This is a genomic window from Ekhidna sp., assembly GCF_965221965.1.
Taxonomy (GTDB): domain Bacteria; phylum Bacteroidota; class Bacteroidia; order Cytophagales; family Cyclobacteriaceae; genus Ekhidna.
On record NZ_OZ244926.1, the window covers coordinates 1342957 to 1361125 of the forward strand.

The 18169-nt window shown below is 41.8% G+C and carries 15 protein-coding genes and 1 tRNA gene; 12 read left to right on the plus strand and 4 right to left on the minus strand.

Annotation, left to right across the window (positions count from 1 at the left end; genetic code table 11):
* Positions 1-37 precede the first annotated feature (37 nt).
* The 9 genes from ACOQON_RS06585 to rplT all read left to right on the plus strand — a co-directional run bounded on the left by ACOQON_RS06585 (position 38) and on the right by rplT (position 7284).
* Positions 38-841 carry a hypothetical protein gene (locus ACOQON_RS06585; protein ID WP_420578131.1) on the plus strand — a complete coding sequence of 268 codons (804 nt, stop codon included), beginning with the start codon at positions 38-40 and terminating at the stop codon, positions 839-841.
* Complete coding sequence (locus ACOQON_RS06590) at positions 834-1820, plus strand: glycosyltransferase family 2 protein (protein ID WP_420578132.1); 987 nt, start codon at positions 834-836, stop codon at positions 1818-1820. The genes ACOQON_RS06585 and ACOQON_RS06590 overlap by 8 nt, the downstream gene beginning before the upstream one ends.
* Positions 1821-1880: 60 nt before the next feature.
* The gene (locus ACOQON_RS06595) at positions 1881-2165 is read left to right on the plus strand and encodes a hypothetical protein (RefSeq protein WP_420578133.1); all 285 of its coding nucleotides are present in this window, start codon (positions 1881-1883) and stop codon (positions 2163-2165) included.
* Positions 2165-2941 (plus strand): helix-turn-helix domain-containing protein, encoded by a 777-nt coding sequence (locus tag ACOQON_RS06600; protein ID WP_420578134.1) that lies wholly within the window; start codon positions 2165-2167, stop codon positions 2939-2941. Before ACOQON_RS06595 ends, ACOQON_RS06600 begins: the two co-directional genes overlap by 1 nt.
* A gap of 40 nt (positions 2942-2981) precedes the next feature.
* Entirely contained in the window at positions 2982-4046 is a 1065-nt protein-coding gene (locus ACOQON_RS06605; protein WP_420578135.1) for a tetratricopeptide repeat protein, read from the plus strand.
* Positions 4046-5989 carry a threonine--tRNA ligase gene (gene thrS, locus ACOQON_RS06610; protein WP_420578136.1) on the plus strand — a complete coding sequence of 648 codons (1944 nt, stop codon included), beginning with the start codon at positions 4046-4048 and terminating at the stop codon, positions 5987-5989. Before ACOQON_RS06605 ends, thrS begins: the two co-directional genes overlap by 1 nt.
* 72 nt (positions 5990-6061) lie before the next feature.
* Complete coding sequence (infC, locus tag ACOQON_RS06615) at positions 6062-6616, plus strand: translation initiation factor IF-3 (RefSeq protein WP_349567729.1); 555 nt, start codon at positions 6062-6064, stop codon at positions 6614-6616.
* 27 nt (positions 6617-6643) lie between these two features.
* A complete protein-coding gene (gene rpmI, locus ACOQON_RS06620) occupies positions 6644-6838 on the plus strand; it encodes a 50S ribosomal protein L35 (protein ID WP_420578137.1) in 195 nt (64 codons plus the stop codon).
* Between the two features lie 101 nt (positions 6839-6939).
* Positions 6940-7284, plus strand: a complete 345-nt coding sequence (gene rplT, locus ACOQON_RS06625; RefSeq protein WP_420578138.1) for a 50S ribosomal protein L20 — start codon at positions 6940-6942, stop codon at positions 7282-7284.
* Between the two features lie 140 nt (positions 7285-7424).
* Here the strand turns inward: rplT and ACOQON_RS06630 are convergent, their stop codons facing one another.
* Both ACOQON_RS06630 and ACOQON_RS06635 read right to left on the minus strand, forming a co-directional pair.
* Positions 7425-13358 (minus strand): T9SS type A sorting domain-containing protein, encoded by a 5934-nt coding sequence (locus ACOQON_RS06630; protein WP_420578139.1) that lies wholly within the window; start codon positions 13356-13358, stop codon positions 7425-7427.
* Between the two features lie 377 nt (positions 13359-13735).
* Positions 13736-13809, minus strand: a tRNA-Asp gene (locus ACOQON_RS06635).
* 130 nt (positions 13810-13939) lie between these two features.
* On the opposite strand from ACOQON_RS06635, the gene ACOQON_RS06640 reads away from it, so the two are divergent.
* The 3 genes from ACOQON_RS06640 to ACOQON_RS06650 are packed head-to-tail and all read left to right on the plus strand — an operon-like array spanning position 13940 to position 16103.
* Positions 13940-14884 carry an acetyl-CoA carboxylase carboxyltransferase subunit alpha gene (locus ACOQON_RS06640; RefSeq protein ID WP_420578140.1) on the plus strand — a complete coding sequence of 315 codons (945 nt, stop codon included), beginning with the start codon at positions 13940-13942 and terminating at the stop codon, positions 14882-14884.
* A gap of 3 nt (positions 14885-14887) precedes the next feature.
* Entirely contained in the window at positions 14888-15544 is a 657-nt protein-coding gene (locus ACOQON_RS06645; protein WP_420578141.1) for a hypothetical protein, read from the plus strand.
* Positions 15534-16103 (plus strand): 1-acyl-sn-glycerol-3-phosphate acyltransferase, encoded by a 570-nt coding sequence (locus tag ACOQON_RS06650; RefSeq protein WP_420578142.1) that lies wholly within the window; start codon positions 15534-15536, stop codon positions 16101-16103. The genes ACOQON_RS06645 and ACOQON_RS06650 overlap by 11 nt, the downstream gene beginning before the upstream one ends.
* 45 nt (positions 16104-16148) lie before the next feature.
* On the opposite strand, the gene ACOQON_RS06655 is transcribed toward ACOQON_RS06650, so the two are convergent.
* Both ACOQON_RS06655 and ACOQON_RS06660 read right to left on the minus strand, forming a co-directional pair.
* On the minus strand, positions 16149-16931 hold the full coding sequence (locus tag ACOQON_RS06655; protein WP_420578143.1) for a zinc ribbon domain-containing protein: 783 nt from the start codon (positions 16929-16931) through the stop codon (positions 16149-16151).
* Between the two features lie 8 nt (positions 16932-16939).
* On the minus strand, positions 16940-18034 hold the full coding sequence (locus ACOQON_RS06660; protein WP_420578144.1) for a Nif3-like dinuclear metal center hexameric protein: 1095 nt from the start codon (positions 18032-18034) through the stop codon (positions 16940-16942).
* Between the last annotated feature and the right edge of the window lie 135 nt (positions 18035-18169).

Consider the following 18169-nt stretch of genomic DNA (forward strand, 5'->3'; position numbering starts at 1 on the left):
TTTTGATCCAAATCACTGCTTGTCACAACCAATCTCTATGAAGAGGCTGATCGTCCTTTTGTGTTATGCATCCCTGATTTCTTGTCAGGATAAAGTAATATGCTCTGCGTATCAGAGCACTTACATTTTGGATGATTCCACCAGAAATGCTTACTTCTCGTATGTTTGGCAGCTCGATGAAAATACCCGCTCCCAATTCCTGGCTCAGCAGCGGGGTGGTGATCCGGAAGATTCGCTCGGAGTGGTGACTCAACCCAAAACTGACTATTACGCCTATGCCGGTGAAAAAGTGGTTCCATGGAGGACGCAAAAGCGAACAAAATACGGTATCATAAAGCCGGCCTGGACGCCAATCAAAAAATATCAGATGCGTACAGCACCTATGGAAAATGTGCTTGCACCTGAGCCTGTTTCCAATGAGTTTGTTGCTTCTGATTTCAGTGATTCCCTGGCCGTGGATTCTCTGTCTGTCGCAATGGACTCTTTGTCGTTGGATTCTGCAGCCAGTCAGCCGGTGGCAACAGCGAAGAAGGAAAAAAAGCAGAAGTTTTTATATGGGTATGATCCTGAAGATGACTTCAATGTTGAGCAGCAATACTACAACAAGTATTTCGGATACAAATTCATAGATAATCGACCTGAGCCTGAACCGGCACTAGCCGATAGTCTGGTGGGCAGCACACCAGATTCGCTTCAAACCAAAGAGCCATTTTTTAAGGGATTATTCAAAAAGAAGAAAAAGGATAAGCCAGATACAGAGAACGATCCAGTAACCCCCGAAGAAGCCACTGAGGAATCACCTGAAGGAACAACCGAAGAGGAAGAAGGCGGCAATGATTGATACACCTCTCGTATCAATTGTACTACCCTTTTATAATGCACTATATCTAAAGGAGGCCATTGATAGTATCCTACAACAATCATATCAGCATTTTGAGTTGATATTAGTGAATAATGGATCGACGGATGAATCAGTAGAGCTGGCAAAATCATACGAGAATGATCAAGTCAGACTCATCAACGAGGAAAAAAGGGGAGTGGTCCATGCAGCCAATGCCGGAATCAGACAGGCAAGAGGAACATTCATTGCTCGCATGGATGCAGATGATATCGCATACCCTCACAGATTAAAACATCAGGTAGAAATGCTTCTTTCAGATGAAAGGGTAGGTGTGGTTTCTGGTTTAGTTGAGTATCTGGGACCAACAGAAAACGAAGGTTTTATTCATTATGTGAATTGGCTTAATGCAATCACAGAACCAGAAGGAATCTACATAAATCAGTTTGTGGAATTTCCGATTGCCAATCCTACGATGATGATTCGAAAATCACTTTTTGATCAGCATGGGATGTTTAGCGATGGAGACTTTCCGGAAGATTATGAATTCTTTCTTCGACTTCAGGCACAGGGCGTGAGAATGAAAAAAGTAAACCAGCCCGTTTTGAAATGGAGGGATTCAGAAACCAGGCTTACCCGTACCGATCAGCGTTATTCCCATGATGCGTTTTTTAAAATCAAAGCAGTTTATCTGGCTAAATGGTTAAAAAAACACAATCCTTTTCACCCCCGTGTATGGATTTGGGGAGCCGGGAGGGTTTCCAGAAGAAGAAGTGACCACCTCAAGGAGCTCGGTGTTAAGATCACAGGGTACATTGATGTGAAGGAAGGCAAGGACATCCGACATTACAAGAACCTACCTGATAAGCATGAATCCTTCATTATTTCATATGTTTCTAACCGTGGTGTTCGTGATGAAATCAGGTCATTTCTAATGGATAAGGGGTATGAGGAGGGGATACACTTTGTTTTAGCCTCTTAAAAAGTCTAAAAATTTTAGTATCCAATATTTTTTACTAATTTTATCATCAAATACTCGATCATGCAGATAGCGAAAGATTTGATATTAGATGACTATTATAAACTGAGGATTACTTCAAAGAAACTCAGTTCAGGTCGCTATCAAGTCAAATTTTTTGCGACAATCCGACAGAGTAAGCAGCTGTATGGCTATGTGCTCGTAGAAGCTGATGAAACGTTGCGATCAGTTATCCATCGAATACGAAAGCGTTTGAATGAACTTGATAGAAGTATTGAATCCCGTCATCTTCATTTGTTTAGTGTGGGGCAGGAGTCTCAACCAACCAACCTTATGATTTTTGAATAATGGCACGAATACCAAATAACATCAAATACCTGCGTAAGAAGAAAGGCTTTACGCAGGAAACCTTTGCTCAGGCATTAGGAATTAACCGTCCATCTGTCGGCGCATATGAAGAGGGAAGGGCTGATCCGAGATTAACCACCTTATCCAAAATGGCAGAGCTTTTTGAAGTATCGGTGGATGAGCTGATCAATGAAGACCTTACCAGAGAAAATAGGATGCCAAAGCAAAATGTTAAGGTTCTTGCTGTCACCGTTGATGAAAATGCGGATGAAGAGTACATTCAGCTTGTTCCAACCAAAGCAGCAGCCGGCTATACGAATGGCTATGCAGACCCAGAGTATCTGACTGATCTACCTCGGTTTCATTTACCTGTTTTACCAAAGGGAGGTACCTACCGGGCTTTTGAAATTGCAGGAGACTCCATGTTGCCCATTGCTTCAGGCAGTATTATTATTGGAAAATATGTTGAGCAGCTGGATCATATTCGAAATGGAAATACTTATGTACTTGTCACCCAGTCCGAAGGAGTAGTGTACAAAAGGGTTTTCAATTACATCGAGGAGAAAGGAAAACTTTTTCTGGTATCTGATAATAAATCTTTCAGTGCCTATGAACTGGATCCAGCCGAGGTAGTAGAGATATGGGAAGCAAAAGCATATATTTCAGTTGAGTTCCCGGATCCCAACACAACCAATGAATTGTCCATGGATCAAATGATGGAAATGATCGGAAACCTTCGAAATGATGTAGAAAGATTGAAGAAGAGCTCTGACTAAGCCTTAAATCCACAGCTTTCAAATTAACTTTGATCTTCATATGTGGAGATCCTTATTTTTATTGGTAATCTTATTTGGGTGTAATTCCCCGAGGGAAGATAAAATCGTCGTTCCGGAGCTACATGCTGGATTCTATAATGACGCATTGGATCGCATCAATGATAAATTGAAGTCTGACCCGGATAACAACCGTCTGGTTGATCAGAAGCTTTTTTATTGTGAGCAATTAGAGTGGCCCACCACATGTATTTCAGCGCTGGAAGCGTACCGTCAAGTACATGGCATGACCAATCAGTTAGTACGACAATATATTTCTTATTATCAGCGTCATCAAAGATATCAGCTACTGATTGAGGTTTTTGATAAATGGGATCAGGAGTATGGGTTAAAAAAGGAATTTACCAATCTCTACATAGCGTCACTTGTTCAATCAGGCAGGAACAAAAGAGCTTCTGAAGAATTGAGGTGGTACCTGGTAAAGGACCAATCAAGAGAGGCAATATCATTTGCTAGCAAGCAATATCTTCAGATGAATGAACATGTTTTAGCTGTTTACAATCTGGGCAAGCTCTATAAGTTGGATCCGCAAAATGAGCTCATGTGGGAGTACGGTCAGATTTTAAGTCGACTGGGTTATCATGATCTTGGTTTTCAGGTGATTGGAGACTATGCCGAAAGAAATTCAGATGATTTTCAAATTCAATTAGCGTATTCACGCATGCTCGAGAATGCAAATAGAAATCAACGCGCAAGAAATACCATTAAGCCATTCACACAGCGTGATACAGTGGCTTATCTGCTGGCTGATTGGTATAAAAAGGATCAAATGTGGGATTCAGCGAGCTATGTTTTAGCGGAGGTGATGACAAGGGATTCCACAAACAGAAAGCCTTTCTGGAAAGCCGGCAGACTTTATGAGGATCGGGGGTGGTTTACCACTTCGCTACAATATTTTGAATATCTGGTTGATCTGAATCCAAATGACACATTAGCACAGCAAAGGATGGACCTTATACAGCGAAAAATTGCATATTTGCAGCGCTTAAAATTTGAGGAAGAAAAGCTTCCCACGATAGAATTACAACCAAAAAAAATTGAGAATTAATGAGTGATCAAATCACCATTACATTGCCGGATGGATCTAAGCGTCAGTACGACAAAGGAAGTACTGCGTTGGATGTAGCAATGAGCATTAGTGAAGGGCTGGCCAGGAATGTATTGGCTGCCAAAGTTGACGGAGAAGTCAGAGACTCATTTCGTCCAATCGAAGAAGACTCGGAGCTTCAGCTTCTAACATGGAATGATGATGAGGGTAAGTCAACCATGTGGCACTCCTCAGCTCATTTGATGGCAGAGGCATTGGAAGCCCTTTATCCGGGAATCAAATTGGGTATAGGGCCTCCCATTGAGAATGGCTTTTACTATGATATCGATTTTGGAGATCAGGAGTTCGATGCGGAGAACCTGGAAGCAATTGAACAAAAGATGCTCGAACTGGCACGAGAGAAGAATGAATTTACAAGGAAGGATATCTCTAAAGCGGACGCCATCAAGTATTACAAAGAAAAGGGCGATGAGTATAAGCTTGAACTCATTGACGGACTGGAAGATGGTAGCATCACCTTCTACAATCAGGGCAACTTTACTGACTTGTGCCGTGGGCCACATATTCCACACACTGGATATATCAAGGCTGTAAAAATCCTCAATGTGGCAGGGGCTTATTGGAGAGGTGATGAAAAGAGAAAGCAGCTGACTCGGTTGTATGCCATTTCATTTCCTAAGCAAAAGGAGCTGAAGGAATATTTGGAACTGCTCGAACAAGCTAAGCTTCGTGACCATCGAAAGATCGGAAAAGAACTGGAGCTTTTCACCTTCTCCGAAAAGGTAGGAAAGGGCCTTCCGCTTTGGTTGCCGAAGGGAGCGGTGTTGCGTGAGCGTCTGGAGAATTTTATGCGAAAAGCTCAGCTGAAAGCAGGCTATGATCAAGTGGTCACGCCACATATTGGAGGCAAGGAGCTATACGTGACTTCCGGTCATTATGCCAAGTATGGTGAAGACTCCTTTCAGCCAATAAAGACTCCTGCTGAAGATGAGGAATTCTTATTGAAACCAATGAATTGTCCGCATCACTGTGAGATTTATAAGTCACGTCCACGATCGTATAAAGACCTGCCAATTCGCTATGCGGAATTTGGAACGGTCTACCGATATGAACAAAGCGGTGAGCTTCATGGCTTGACCCGGGTTCGTGGCTTTACACAGGATGATGCACATATTTTCTGCAGGCAAGATCAGGTGAAAGAGGAGTTTGCCAAGGTGATCGATTTGGTTTTGCATGTTTTTGGAGCCCTCGGATTTGGAGACTTTACGGCGCAGGTTTCTCTGAGAGATCCCGAAACCCCTGAAAAATACATTGGAAAAGATGAGGACTGGGATCGTGCCGAGCGTGAAATTCAGGAAGTGGCTGATGAGAAAGGATTGCAGACGGTAGTGGAGTATGGTGAAGCGGCTTTCTATGGTCCAAAACTTGATTTCATGGTGAAGGATGCGCTTGGAAGAAAATGGCAGCTAGGAACCATTCAGGTAGATTATAGCTTACCAAATCGTTTTGAATTGGAATATGTGGGAAGTGATAATCAGAAGCACCGACCGGTGATGATCCACCGGGCACCTTTTGGGTCGATGGAACGATTTATTGCTATTCTGATTGAAAACTGTGCGGGTGAATTTCCTCTATGGTTAGCCCCGGAACAGATTGCGATTCTTCCAATTTCAGAAAAATATCATGATTACGCTAAGGAAGTTTACCTGCAAATGCAGGAAAATGATATCCGTGGATTTATTGATGAGCGCGATGAAAAAATAGGGAAGAAAATCCGTGATGCGGAGGTGAAAAAGATACCTTACATGTTAATTGTGGGAGAAAAAGAAGAATCGGATGGAGCCGTTTCTGTTCGTCAGCATGGAGAAGGAGACATAGGTTCGATGAAAAAAGATGAATTTGTGAGTTTTTTCCACAATAAAGTAGCTGAACTTATCAATTGAGTTTTTGTTAAGAGCAAATAATCGCGATATTTGCGTTTTGTTTTCAATGTTGAACTAAAATAAAGGAGTACAATCGCTAAACTAAGAAGAAGAGGTCCTTCAAGAATCAGAAAAGAAGAACCTTACAAGGTAAATGAGAAAATCACTGCACGAAAGGTAAGAGTGGTTGGAGACAATGTGAAGGTTGATGTTTACCCAATAGAGCAGGCAATCAAAATTGCTCAAGAGCAAAATCTGGACTTGGTGGAAATTTCACCAAACGCCGATCCGCCTGTATGTAAAGTGATCGATTACTCTAAGTTCAAGTACGAACAGAAGAAGAAGCAAAAGGAGATCAAGGCCAAAGCTCAGAAGACAGTGATCAAAGAGATACGGTTTGGTCCCAACACGGATGACCATGATTTCAATTTTAAGTTGAATCATGCGAAGAAGTTTTTGAAAGACGGAGCGAAGGTGAAAGCATATGTTCACTTCTATGGAAGGACGATTGTTTTCAAGGACAGAGGGGAGATCCTACTTCTGAAATTCGCGCAGGCGTTGGAAGAACTGGGAAAAGTGGAGCAGCTTCCAAAAATGGAAGGGAAACGAATGATTTTATTCGTAGCACCCAAACAACAGAAGAAGTAATTAATAATTGTTTAGAATAAAGTAGAAATGCCGAAACTTAAAACAAACTCCAGTGCTAAGAAGCGATTTAAGCTAACTGGAACTGGAAAGATTAAAAGAAAGCATGCATTCAAAAACCACATTCTGACCAAGAAGGAGACTAAGCAGAAGCGAAATCTTCGATACATGGCAATAGTGGACAAGGCGGATGAACCGAATATCAAACGTCTTTTGAATCTGTAATTTTTTAATTAATGGGCTAAAAACCCGGTTTAATGTAAAACCCGATTATTGGCTGAAGTTTCCGTAAAAGGCGGGGCGCCAATCGTCAAAAACAAAACAAAATGAGATCAGTAAATCATGTAGCTTCAAGAGCTCGTCGTAAAAAGATGATGAAGCACGCCAAAGGATACTTTGGCAGAAGAAAAAACGTCTGGACTATTTCTAAGAATGCCATCGAAAAAGGATGGTCTTATGCATACAGAGATAGAAAAGCGAAGAAAAGAGAATTTAGATCACTTTGGATTCAGCGTATAAATGCAGGTGCTCGTGAGCACGGGATGTCTTACTCCGTATTCATGGGTAAGCTGAAAGAAGCTGGAATCGAGATCAACAGAAAAGCATTAGCTGACCTGGCAATGAATGAACCAAAAGCATTCAAAGCAGTGGTAGACACAGTGAAGAAATAAGTATTTACTTTATAAGAATATCATAAACCCTCGCAGTGATGTGAGGGTTTTTTGTTTGCTACACATCAGTCACTCGATAAAAAAATCCCAGCCGAATAAAACGACCAGGATTCTCTCTTCATACTTAGGGTTGTATTTTTCTATTTAACTATCAACCTTTTGATAGTATTTACATCCGGCCCCTGTACTCTTATGAGATACATTCCTGATCTCAAGTCAGTGACATTAAAGGTTTGCTTAGTCATTCCTTCTGCATATTTGATTGACTTGAGTACTGCGCCACTCAATGTAATGAGTTCAATTGAAGTAGCTATACCTTCATTAATAACAATATGAGCTACATCACTGGACGGATTAGGGTAGATCGATACTGTCACATCTTCAAAAGCCCCGAGACTTACTCGTTTTACTTCTGAATATTCAAATTGACCATCATAATCCACTTGCTTTAATCGATAGTAGTTAAATCCTGACTGAAGATTTCGGTGAATGAATGAGTATTCTGAAACCTGATTTACTGTGCCATTTCCTTTCACTTCGCCAACGTTCTTAAATGAGAGCCCATCATTTGAGTGCTCGATTTCAAAACGATCATTGTTGATCTCCTGAGCAGTTACCCAGGTCAAGTGTGCTGAACTGCCCTCTAGTAGAACTTTGAAACTGATCAACTCTACCGGAAGTGGTGATAGACTATTATACAAATAGTCGGGAACATTTGCGAACTCACCACTTTGACCTTCTGTAAAGTCATTAAAATAGTTTCCATCTCCGTTAGTGTCCTCTGCTACCGTAAGCGTCCCATCGTCATCGTCATCATCGTCCCTGAAGTTAGGAAGACTGTCACCGTCTGCATTTGGAAGAGCTGCACCTATTCCACCCTGATTCGGGTCGAATGCATCCAATATTCCATCCCCATCCAAATCAATATTACCTTCATTGGTATCTAATGTGAGGTCACCATCATCATCCCATGATGGGGTTCCATCAAAATTGGAATCATGCCCTTCAAATAAATCACCCAGCCCCGGGCTTCCGGCACTATCACCATCCGAGTCAGTGTCAAGATAATCTGGACTTCCATCTCCATCGGTGTTAATAATAGATAGGGCAGAGCCGCCATTGTCCGGGTCAACACTATCATTCAACCCGTCACCGTCCGTATCAACAAAACCATCAAGTGCTCCGTCTCTATTCGTGTCAGTGCCATTGTTTTCAGCGGCATCAGTGATTCCGTCATTATCCGAATCACGGTCAAGAAAATCGGGCAGATTGTCATCATAGCCGGTACCATTGTCCGAGTCGGGATTTGCCAGTGCTACACCTCCATTATCGGTATCTACATCATTTGCAAGTCCATCACCATCAGTGTCGTTTGCCGTAATGTAAGACCATAAATATGCACCTTCAGATGTCATATTTGCAGGCAAAGATCCTCCATTAGCTTCTACGGCATCAGGAATGCCATCATTGTCTGAATCTAAATCCTGATGGTTTGGAACACTGTCCAAATCCTGATCGAAATTATCGTTGATGCCATCGGTATTAACGTCTTCATATCCTGCAATATCCGAATCCTCGAAATTAAGTAAGCCATCACCATCTGCATCAGCTGTTGGGTCTATGCCGTTTCCTTCATCTATATCCGGGATACCATCATTATCACTGTCATTATCAGAATCATTCTGAACCCCATCATTATCTGAATCATCTGCGCAACTGTTGAATGATACTCCATCAATATATGGGGTGTTGGCTACCCAAGTAAACCTGATGTATCTAATGCCCTCGGCGGGAACCGTATAGGTTCTTGTTTCAGAACTAGGTCGTAAAACAATACCAGTGAATGAAACGGTATTTCCAAAGGATATGCCATCTAAAGATGAACTTACATCCATGCTGGCTGCTGCCTGACCGTTCCATGAGGTTGTGACGATGGAGATGTCTTCGCCCTCGGCCACCACTTCCCCTAAGTCTAGTGAGAGGTATTCTCCAGTTGCATCTACATATGCAAGCAGCGTGTTATTATCGCCACTTCCAGCATAATCAGGCGCTCCTAAAGCAGCATCCTGACGTGTTGCTCCTACATCTTCAAAAACAGATACTGCATAACCGGTACCATTATTGACTTTGCCCGGACCGCAGGTATTTCCATTGGACTCCAGATAATCCGGAGTTCCATTTGCAGGATTGGCGTCTACACTTTCATCTATCGTAGGACGCCCATCTCCATCATCGTCACTATCTCTCCAATCAGCTTCACTATCTCCATCTGTATTTTGAAGTGCAACAGGAGAGGCATCAAAGTCGTCATCAACGCCGTTATCATCTGCATCTGTACCGGAAGGAGTATCATCCTCTATTCCGTCTGCATTATTATCATTTCCTTCTATTAAGTCAGAGATACCATCTGCATCACTGTCGGAATCCTGAAAGTCTGGTGTATCATCTCCGTCATGGTCATTTCCTGTAAGGGCTATTCCACCATTGTCCGCATCAAAGCTGTCATCCAGTCCATCACTGTCTGTATCTGTACCCGATGGTGAGCCAATATATCCTGCAGTTGTTTGTCCTTCTCTCAAGTCAAGAATGCCATCACCATCTGCGTCTAAGTCCCGGTAGTCAAGATTTCCATCACCGTCCGTATCTGTGAATGAATCAGGAATTCCATTTGCGTTGGTGTCTGCCCCAACGGTTTCGATCGAATCAGGAATTCCATCACCATCAGAGTCTGCATCCTGAGAGTCCACAAGTCCGTCACTATCAAAGTCTGCATTCGCAAGTGCAGTGCCTGCGGTGAATGCCCCACCTGTATCATCTATATCATCTACAAGCCCATCACCATCTGAGTCATTGGCTGAAGCGTATGCCGAGGGATATTGACCGTTTTCATCCATGTTAGAAGGCAGTACTCCGTCATTGGCCTCAAAGGCGTTTGGTATGCCATCGCCATCAGAGTCCAGGTCATATCGGTCTGTGATTCCGTCACCATCGGTATCTGAAACATCCGACTGATCCGCATCAGGGATGCCATCATTATTATCGTCCAGGTCACTTGCATTTGCTATACCATCACCGTCAGGATCATCAGTAAAATATAGATAGTCGGGGGTAGGTGAGCCACCCTGAGTGAAATCATCAGCAAAGTTTCCGTTTGAATTGAAATCTTCTGATTCGGTAGGAATGCCGTCAGCATCATCATCAATGTCCCTGAAATCTACTATAGCATCAGCATCTGTATCTTGATTTGATGAAGTACTGCCTCCATTATCAGGGTCATAGCTATCATCAAGGCCATCATTGTCCGAATCGGTTCCACTTGACAATTGGTCTGCAACGCCATCTGAATCAGCATCCCTGCTTTCTACGGCATCCCTGACTCCATCTCCATCCGAATCAGTATCTCGATAGTCAGCTCTGGAATCCGAATCGGTATCAATTAGTACTAATGCTGTTCCCCCATTATCAGAATCATAACTATCATCCCAGCCGTCACCATCTGTATCATTGGTACTCGGTCCTACATATCCGGCTATGGTTTGTGCTTCTACATCATCGGTGATTCCATCATTGTCGGAATCAATATCAATGTAATCCGGGAATGATCCGCCATCTGTATTCCTTGCTCGCTTTGTGATACTTCCATTCAGAAGAGTGGTGCCAAATACATCCGGATCGTAATCGTCATGGAACCCATCATTTGTGGCATCAGAGAAGCCATCAATCATCCCATCACCATTAGCATCCATTCCCCCTGCCTCTACCAGGTCTGCTATGCCATCATTATCTGAATCCAGATCTCTGAAATCTTCATAGCCATCACCATCTGTGTCTGGATTTGTTAAGGCTACTCCTCCAGTGGATGTGTCTACATCATTTACAATGCCGTCTCCGTCTGAATCATTGGCTAAAGAGTAGGCTGGGGGATAGGCCCCATCTTCATCCATATTGGAGGGTAAGAAACCCCCATTGGCTTCTACTGCATCCGGAATTCCATCATTATCTGTGTCTTTGTCTATTTGATCCGGGACACCATCAAGATCAAGGTCTGCTAAATCATTCACCCCATCTCCATTGGAGTCTGTAAATCCCGGGAGGTCAGTGTCGAGGTAATCTGGAATTTTGTCTCCGTCAGTGTCTAGTGAGTGGTCTGTGCCACCACCTTCGATGATATCTGCAATTCCATTATTATTATCATCAGGGTCATCAAAATCTAAAATTTCATCATAGTCGGAATCGATTCCACACCAGGAGAAATCATCCAGTCCAATGATCTGATTACCGGCAGGTGCAATCGCGTTGCTGTATCGGATTACCATGGAATCCACAGATTGAAGTAGACAGAAACGCACGTTTCCCAGGTATTCATCCGCGTTACTATTTGCTGTTCCGACCACAAAATTATTTGCATTCAATTGTGTTGATGCACCTGTGATTATATTGGTACCGTCTAGCACGATAACATCTCCATCTCTGAAGACACTCACATTCATTGAGTCCACATGATTACCAGAGATTTTGTCAATTTCCAAAAGGTCAAAGCAAAAGCCCTCTAGAGGCCTGTCAAATTTGACTCTAAGAAGTGAAATTGCGGTTGCCGCACTTGTGGTCTGCTCAATGAGTACATAATTTTCAGACTGTAGTCCATCGTCTATCTCGTAAGCCTGATTTGAGTTCGTAGGATCTGTGAAGTCAAACTCTATGTTTACTGCGTCAATATTAAACACCGGACCAGGTGTAGTTCCAAGTCCAAACCCATCGAAATTCAGAACGGAACCATCTTCGCAGGCCGAAATATAATCTGGAATGCCATCTCCGTTATTATCTGGAATTTCTGCACTGGTCAAAACTCCATCTCCATCATCATCTGTATCTCGAAAGTCTGCGATTACATCATTATCGACCAGATTGGCAGCAGCAACAGCTGCAGAACCTGTGAGGTTTCCGGGAGTATCGATTCCATCCACCACATCCAGATTATCATCGATTCCATCTCCATCTGTATCTGTTCCGGCAAGGGTTGATATATCTGCTACTCCATTGAAGTCAATGTCATTTCCTTCAATAAAATCACTTACTCCATCGTCATCAGAATCACTATCTAAATAATCATCAGTACCATCTCCGTCTGAGTCTTCGGGAAAACCACCGGTGGCAGGCAGGTTTTCGATGGCATCCAGAATTCCATCATTATCCGAGTCAAGATCTAAAGCATCAGGCGCACCATCTAAGTCACTGTCGAAATTATCATCAGTATTGTCTCCATTTGCGTCTATTCTTCCTGGAAAATCACTGTCATAAACATTGGGAATGCCATCTCCATCAGCATCTCCGGGAGTATAACCCTCAACAGTATTTAAGATTCCATCTCCATCAGCGTCGGTTTCCGTATCATCTTTAATACCATTATTATCAAAATCCTGAGAGCAGTAATCAAAATCTCCTATACCAAAATCCTGAACACCTGCTGTATTATCACCGTTCTCAAATACAATTTCAATTCTTTGAATAGGCTCAGGGAAGCAAATGGTTACATTGGATGGTTCAAAACCACAGCAAAACTCTTCATCAATTCCCTCAAACTCATTGTTGCCATTATATTGTGTGTTGTTGCTGCTTATTGTGTAATCCGATGCGGCAAGGGTTATCGGGTTACCAGATACATCAATACCATTTACAGTAACGATATCATCAAAATCCGCTCCATCTGAGTCTATGTCGTAAAGCTGAAAGCAAAAGTCATATAGATAATCTCCATTGAAGTCTATTATGATGGTATTGCTTCTTGTAAAATTTAAGAGGTCTTGGGTTATTTCCCAAGTCTCGTCGTAGACAAAAAATCCGGAAGGGAAGTTGTTGTTGATTTCATCTCCTGTAATTCCACCATCCCCTGTAGTGGAAAAGCTAAACGATACAGACTCATCAAGATGTGTGTCTCCAAGTATTGGGTCGTCTGCAGCGTATTCACTCCAGGTAAAATCTGCTCTTGCGGCGCAATTGTCCTGAGAATATGCAACAGTAGAAATGAATAGACATAGCAGAGTTGCTATGAAACAGGCTTTTACATTATCAAACATTAGTCCTAAGGCGTTAGGTTAATCTTTCAGTGTACTACTTGTACACAAGTACTAAAATTGTTTGATAGCTGGAAGAATTTAGGTTGAGGGCGAATATATGGATAACATATTAGCAAATGATAATTTTTTCGATGAAATATTCAATTTTTCACCATCAAAGAGTAAATAATGATACAGATTCTGGGGTTTGTTGTTATAACAACATAGAACCAGTAAATAAAAATGTCAAGAGGGAAGTAAAAGACTCTCTCTGGCTGAGAGGTTTGGGCGGTGCGGGGAGACTGTCGTGAGTAGGTCGAACCGGTAGCGAGTTCGGGATAAAAGGCTCTTTAAAATAAAAAAAGCACTCCTATTTCTAAGAGTGCTTATGCTTTTTGCGGTCCGGACGAGACTCGAACTCGCGACCTCCTGCGTGACAGGCAGGCATTCTAACCAACTGAACTACCGGACCGTGCTACAAAAGCGTTGCAAAAGTAAGGGCTTATTTCTTTTCAAACAATATCTACTTGCTAATTTTCTTAATAATATTTTAAAGGCGTTTAAACCTTTCGCCGTAAGTTTGTTGCTGCAAATTCAATCCTATGTTATTAGACTTTGAAAAACCAATTTCTGAGCTGGAATCCAAACTTACCGATATGAAGGAGCTGGCAAAGACCAGTGATGTGGACGTTTCAGATGCGGTAAATCAACTGGAGAAAAAGATATTGAAATTGAAGAAGGAGACATTTAGCAATCTCACCCGCTGGCAAAGGGTACAGCTATCCCGTCATCCGGATCGTCCTTATACGCTTGATTACATCTACGAAATCACCAATGACTTTATAGAGCTTCACGGTGATCGCACAGTGAAAGATGACAAAGCGATGGTAGGTGGTTTTGGAACAATTGGCTCTGAGACGGTGATGTTCATCGGTCAACAAAAGGGTAGGTCCACTAAGCAGCGACAACTTCGAAATTTCGGGATGGCTAATCCTGAAGGTTATCGAAAGGCATTGCGCCTCATGAAGCTTGCTGAGAAATTTAATAAGCCTATTGTAACTCTGATAGATACTCCGGGAGCCTTTCCCGGACTTGAGGCAGAGGAAAGAGGTCAGGGTGAAGCTATAGCTCGAAATCTTAAAGAAATGATGATGCTTAAAGTGCCGGTTATATGTATAATCATCGGAGAGGGCGCATCTGGTGGAGCTTTAGGAATCGCTATCGGTGACAAGGTTTTTATGATGGAAAACACCTGGTATTCTGTTATTTCACCAGAGTCTTGTTCTTCTATACTCTGGAGAAGCTGGGATTACAAAGAACAAGCAGCAGAGGCACTCAAGCTCACTGCTGAGGATATGCTAAAGAATAAACTCATTGATGGAATCATCAAAGAACCATTGGGCGGAGCTCATACTGACCTGAACAAGGCTTCTGGCGAATTGAAGAAGGTAATTGCGAAAGAACTCAAAGCCTTATCAGCTAAGAAGCCGGAGGAACGAATCAATGAGCGAATTGAGAAGTTCTCCTCTATGGGTGCTTATAAATAGACCATGAAGTCAATTAATTGGTCAGATCATATACTCAACTTTATCGCAGTGATACTTGGTGTATCACTGGCCTTTTACATCAACAAAAGCTCGGAACAGAAAAAGGAAGAGAGAGAGGTAAAACAAATAGTAATTTCTCTAATGGAAGAGCTTTCGGATGATAGGGAGAACTATATTGAGTATCAGATACCTTTTCAAAAGAACCAATCAGACATTATTACCGATGTGATTAATCAGCTGATAACCGGTAGGCTTGACAGCCTCAATGAAAAAGTCGAATTAGCAATTAATGTTAATAACTATCAGCCAAATGATTTGACATTTAAATCAATAACCACTTCAGGTAAGCTGGATTTGATACGAGACTTTAAAATGCGAAAGCAGATTTCCAACTATTATGACGCGTTAGCAGTTGAGTGTGCTCACAGAAATGAAGCTCAGGCAGATTTTTTTATGGATAAATTGATACCTTGGATTGTTTCAAATACCAGTCTGATAGATAACAATTCTAAAGCATTGGTAAATAACCGGGAGTTTATCAATTTACTTATTTTGTACAAAGGCTTTGTTGATAACAAATTAAGGCATTATGAGGTGCTGGCAAAAGAGTCACAATCACTCCAGTTCAAACTTAAAGAGGTAATCATTAATGGCCAGTAAATCACTTGTAAGTCGCTCACTAGCAAAGCTTTATAAACTTTCCGGTTGGAAGGTTCAGGGGACTAAGCCGAATCTTAAGAAGTATGTGATCATTGTGGCACCACATACAAGCAATTGGGATTTTTTTGTGGGTTGGGGAGCACGAAATGTCATTGGTTTTCAACCTAATTTTTTAGCAAAGAAGGAGTTATTTAAAATTCCGCTTGTCGGTTTTTTTCTTAAATCGATTGGGGGAGTTCCGGTGGACCGAAAGAGTAAAAAGAAGAGCACTCAGCTCGTTCAGCAGGTTGTTGATTTGTATAAGGAGCGTGAGGAATTTATCATGACCATTACACCCGAGGGAACTCGCAGTTATGCCCCTAAATGGAAAACGGGGTTTTACCGGATCGCTCATGAGGCAGGAGTGCCAATCGTAAAAATTGGGTTTGATTATAAAACCAAAACGGTGTATGTAGACGAGCCTTACTACACAAGGGGAGAGATGGATAGAGAAATGGAGGAGATAAAAAGTCACTTCAAGCAATTCACTGGAAAAAACTCGGAAGACGGAGTAAAATAAAAAAAGCTTCCAATAAGGAAGCCTTTCAATGTTTTAAATGATTGTCTACTTCTTCGTAGCTTTCTTTCTTGTAGTTCTTCTTTTAGGTTTCACTTCTTCCTCAATCACATCCTCTACGTCCGAAAGAATTCTTCCACAATGTTCACACACGATAATTTTCTTCTTTTCTCTGATTTCCGCCTGTTTTTGAGGTGGAACCACATTGAAGCAGCCACCACATGCACCTCTTTTCACAGGCACAACTGCGAGACCATTTCTCATGTTCTTTCTTACCTTATCATAAGACTTCAGCAGTCGATCCTCTACATTCTTAGCTGCTTTTTCTCGATCTTTCTCGATCTTCTGCTCATCAGCTTCAGATTCCTTTACGATTGTTTCAAGCTCTTCCTGCTTACTTTTCAGGTCCTTTTCTCTCTCTGATAAAATAGCCTTGGTTTCATCCATCTCTCCCTTTTTCGCCTCTATCTTCTCTCCAGCTTCTTTTATTCGCTTTTCAAGAATTTGGATCTCAAGTTGCTGAAGTTCCATCTCTTTCGTAATAGCATCGTACTCACGGTTGTTTCGTACGTTCATTTGCTGCTCTTCGTATTTCTTGATCAGCTTCTCAGCATCTTTAATAGCTGATTTATTACCAGAGATGGTTTCCTCTAGTTCTTTCTGTTCTTCACCTTGTTTTTCGATGCGAGTTTGGTATCCTGCTATCTCATCTTCCAGATCCTGAACCTCTTCAGGGAGTGCTCCCCTAATCTTTTTAATCTCATCAATTTTTGAGTCAAGTGCCTGTAGTTTTTCTAAAGCTTCAAGCTTTTTAGCTACTGTATTTTCCATTCAGTTTTCTATAGATATTTGATTGGATTCGTGTCTACCTTCGACAAACGGAACGCAAACTTAGTGAAATTTTTAGTTAAAGCATCCTGTATTAATTCTTTAGTGAATACTTCACTTTCATAGTGCCCAATATCAGCAATAATGATCTCTTTATTGGCCTCAAAAAAGTCATGATATTTGAAGTCTCCGGTAATGAATATGTCTGCATGATTTCTTTTAGCAGCCTCGAGTAAAAAGCTGCCTGAACCGCCACAAATCGCTACTTTTTTTATTGAATCGCGTACAAGACCTGTATACCTTATCACATTCAGGTCCATATTTTCTTTGAGGTATTCAAGAAATTTTGCCGACTCCATCTTTTCGGGAAGCTCACCGATCATTCCGGCACCAACTTCCTGGTTTATGTTCGTTAGTGGATTGATATAATGGGCAATTTCTTCATAAGGGTGGGATTGGTGCATGGCTGAGAGGGCAGCACCCATTAGATGGTTTGGTATGAGAACTTCAATACGCGTCTCTTGTACACTTTCATCTTCACCTTGTTTTCCAATAGTAGGGTTGCTGCTTTCATTGCCTCTGAAAGTACCCATTCCTTCTACCTGAAAGCTACAATGATCGTAATTGCCAATGTTTCCGGCACCAGTTTCGTACAGGGCATCTAGCACCTCTTGTTTGCTAACATTTGGTACAAAGACGGTCAGCTTTGAGAGCGTTTCCACCTTAGGCTGCAATATTGAAAGGTTTTCAAGGCCAATTTTCTCAGCTATTTTTTTATTTACTCCTGTATGTACATTATCCAGGTTGGTGTGAATTGCATAGATGGAAATATCATGTTTGATCGCCTTTCGAATGCATCGATCAATCCAATGGGTATTTCCGATGTGCTTGATTCCTTTAAATATGAAAGGATGATGCGCGACGATCATGTCACTTTTCGTTGTGATTGCTTCATCGATCACTTCTTCAGTGACATCCAATGAAATAAGTACTTGACTGATTTTGGCATCTTTTTCTCCTATTAACAATCCGGAATTATCATACGGCTCCTGAAGTGAGCGTGGCGCCCATGACTCAAGGAAGTTTGTTATGTCTTTGATGTGCATAGAAATTGAACTCAGTATCTATGCAATATTAAATTATATAGAACCAGAAATTAATGACTTATCCCTGTATTTCATGTTTATTCGGAATGCTTTTTGTAAATGGATGCAAAATGCAATCATTCAACAAAAGCAATC

Coding starts and splice junctions, on each gene's coding strand:
- ACOQON_RS06660 (WP_420578144.1), bottom strand. CDS start 18,034: ATGCACATCAAAGACATAACAAACTTCCTTGAGTCATGGGCGCCACGC.
- ACOQON_RS06585 (WP_420578131.1), top strand. CDS start 38: ATGAAGAGGCTGATCGTCCTTTTGTGTTATGCATCCCTGATTTCTTGT.
- ACOQON_RS06655 (WP_420578143.1), bottom strand. CDS start 16,931: ATGGAAAATACAGTAGCTAAAAAGCTTGAAGCTTTAGAAAAACTACAG.
- ACOQON_RS06595 (WP_420578133.1), top strand. CDS start 1,881: ATGCAGATAGCGAAAGATTTGATATTAGATGACTATTATAAACTGAGG.
- ACOQON_RS06600 (WP_420578134.1), top strand. CDS start 2,165: ATGGCACGAATACCAAATAACATCAAATACCTGCGTAAGAAGAAAGGC.
- thrS (WP_420578136.1), top strand. CDS start 4,046: ATGAGTGATCAAATCACCATTACATTGCCGGATGGATCTAAGCGTCAG.
- rplT (WP_420578138.1), top strand. CDS start 6,940: ATGAGATCAGTAAATCATGTAGCTTCAAGAGCTCGTCGTAAAAAGATG.
- rpmI (WP_420578137.1), top strand. CDS start 6,644: ATGCCGAAACTTAAAACAAACTCCAGTGCTAAGAAGCGATTTAAGCTA.
- ACOQON_RS06645 (WP_420578141.1), top strand. CDS start 14,888: ATGAAGTCAATTAATTGGTCAGATCATATACTCAACTTTATCGCAGTG.
- ACOQON_RS06590 (WP_420578132.1), top strand. CDS start 834: ATGATTGATACACCTCTCGTATCAATTGTACTACCCTTTTATAATGCA.
- ACOQON_RS06640 (WP_420578140.1), top strand. CDS start 13,940: ATGTTATTAGACTTTGAAAAACCAATTTCTGAGCTGGAATCCAAACTT.
- ACOQON_RS06605 (WP_420578135.1), top strand. CDS start 2,982: ATGTGGAGATCCTTATTTTTATTGGTAATCTTATTTGGGTGTAATTCC.
- ACOQON_RS06650 (WP_420578142.1), top strand. CDS start 15,534: ATGGCCAGTAAATCACTTGTAAGTCGCTCACTAGCAAAGCTTTATAAA.
- ACOQON_RS06630 (WP_420578139.1), bottom strand. CDS start 13,358: ATGTTTGATAATGTAAAAGCCTGTTTCATAGCAACTCTGCTATGTCTA.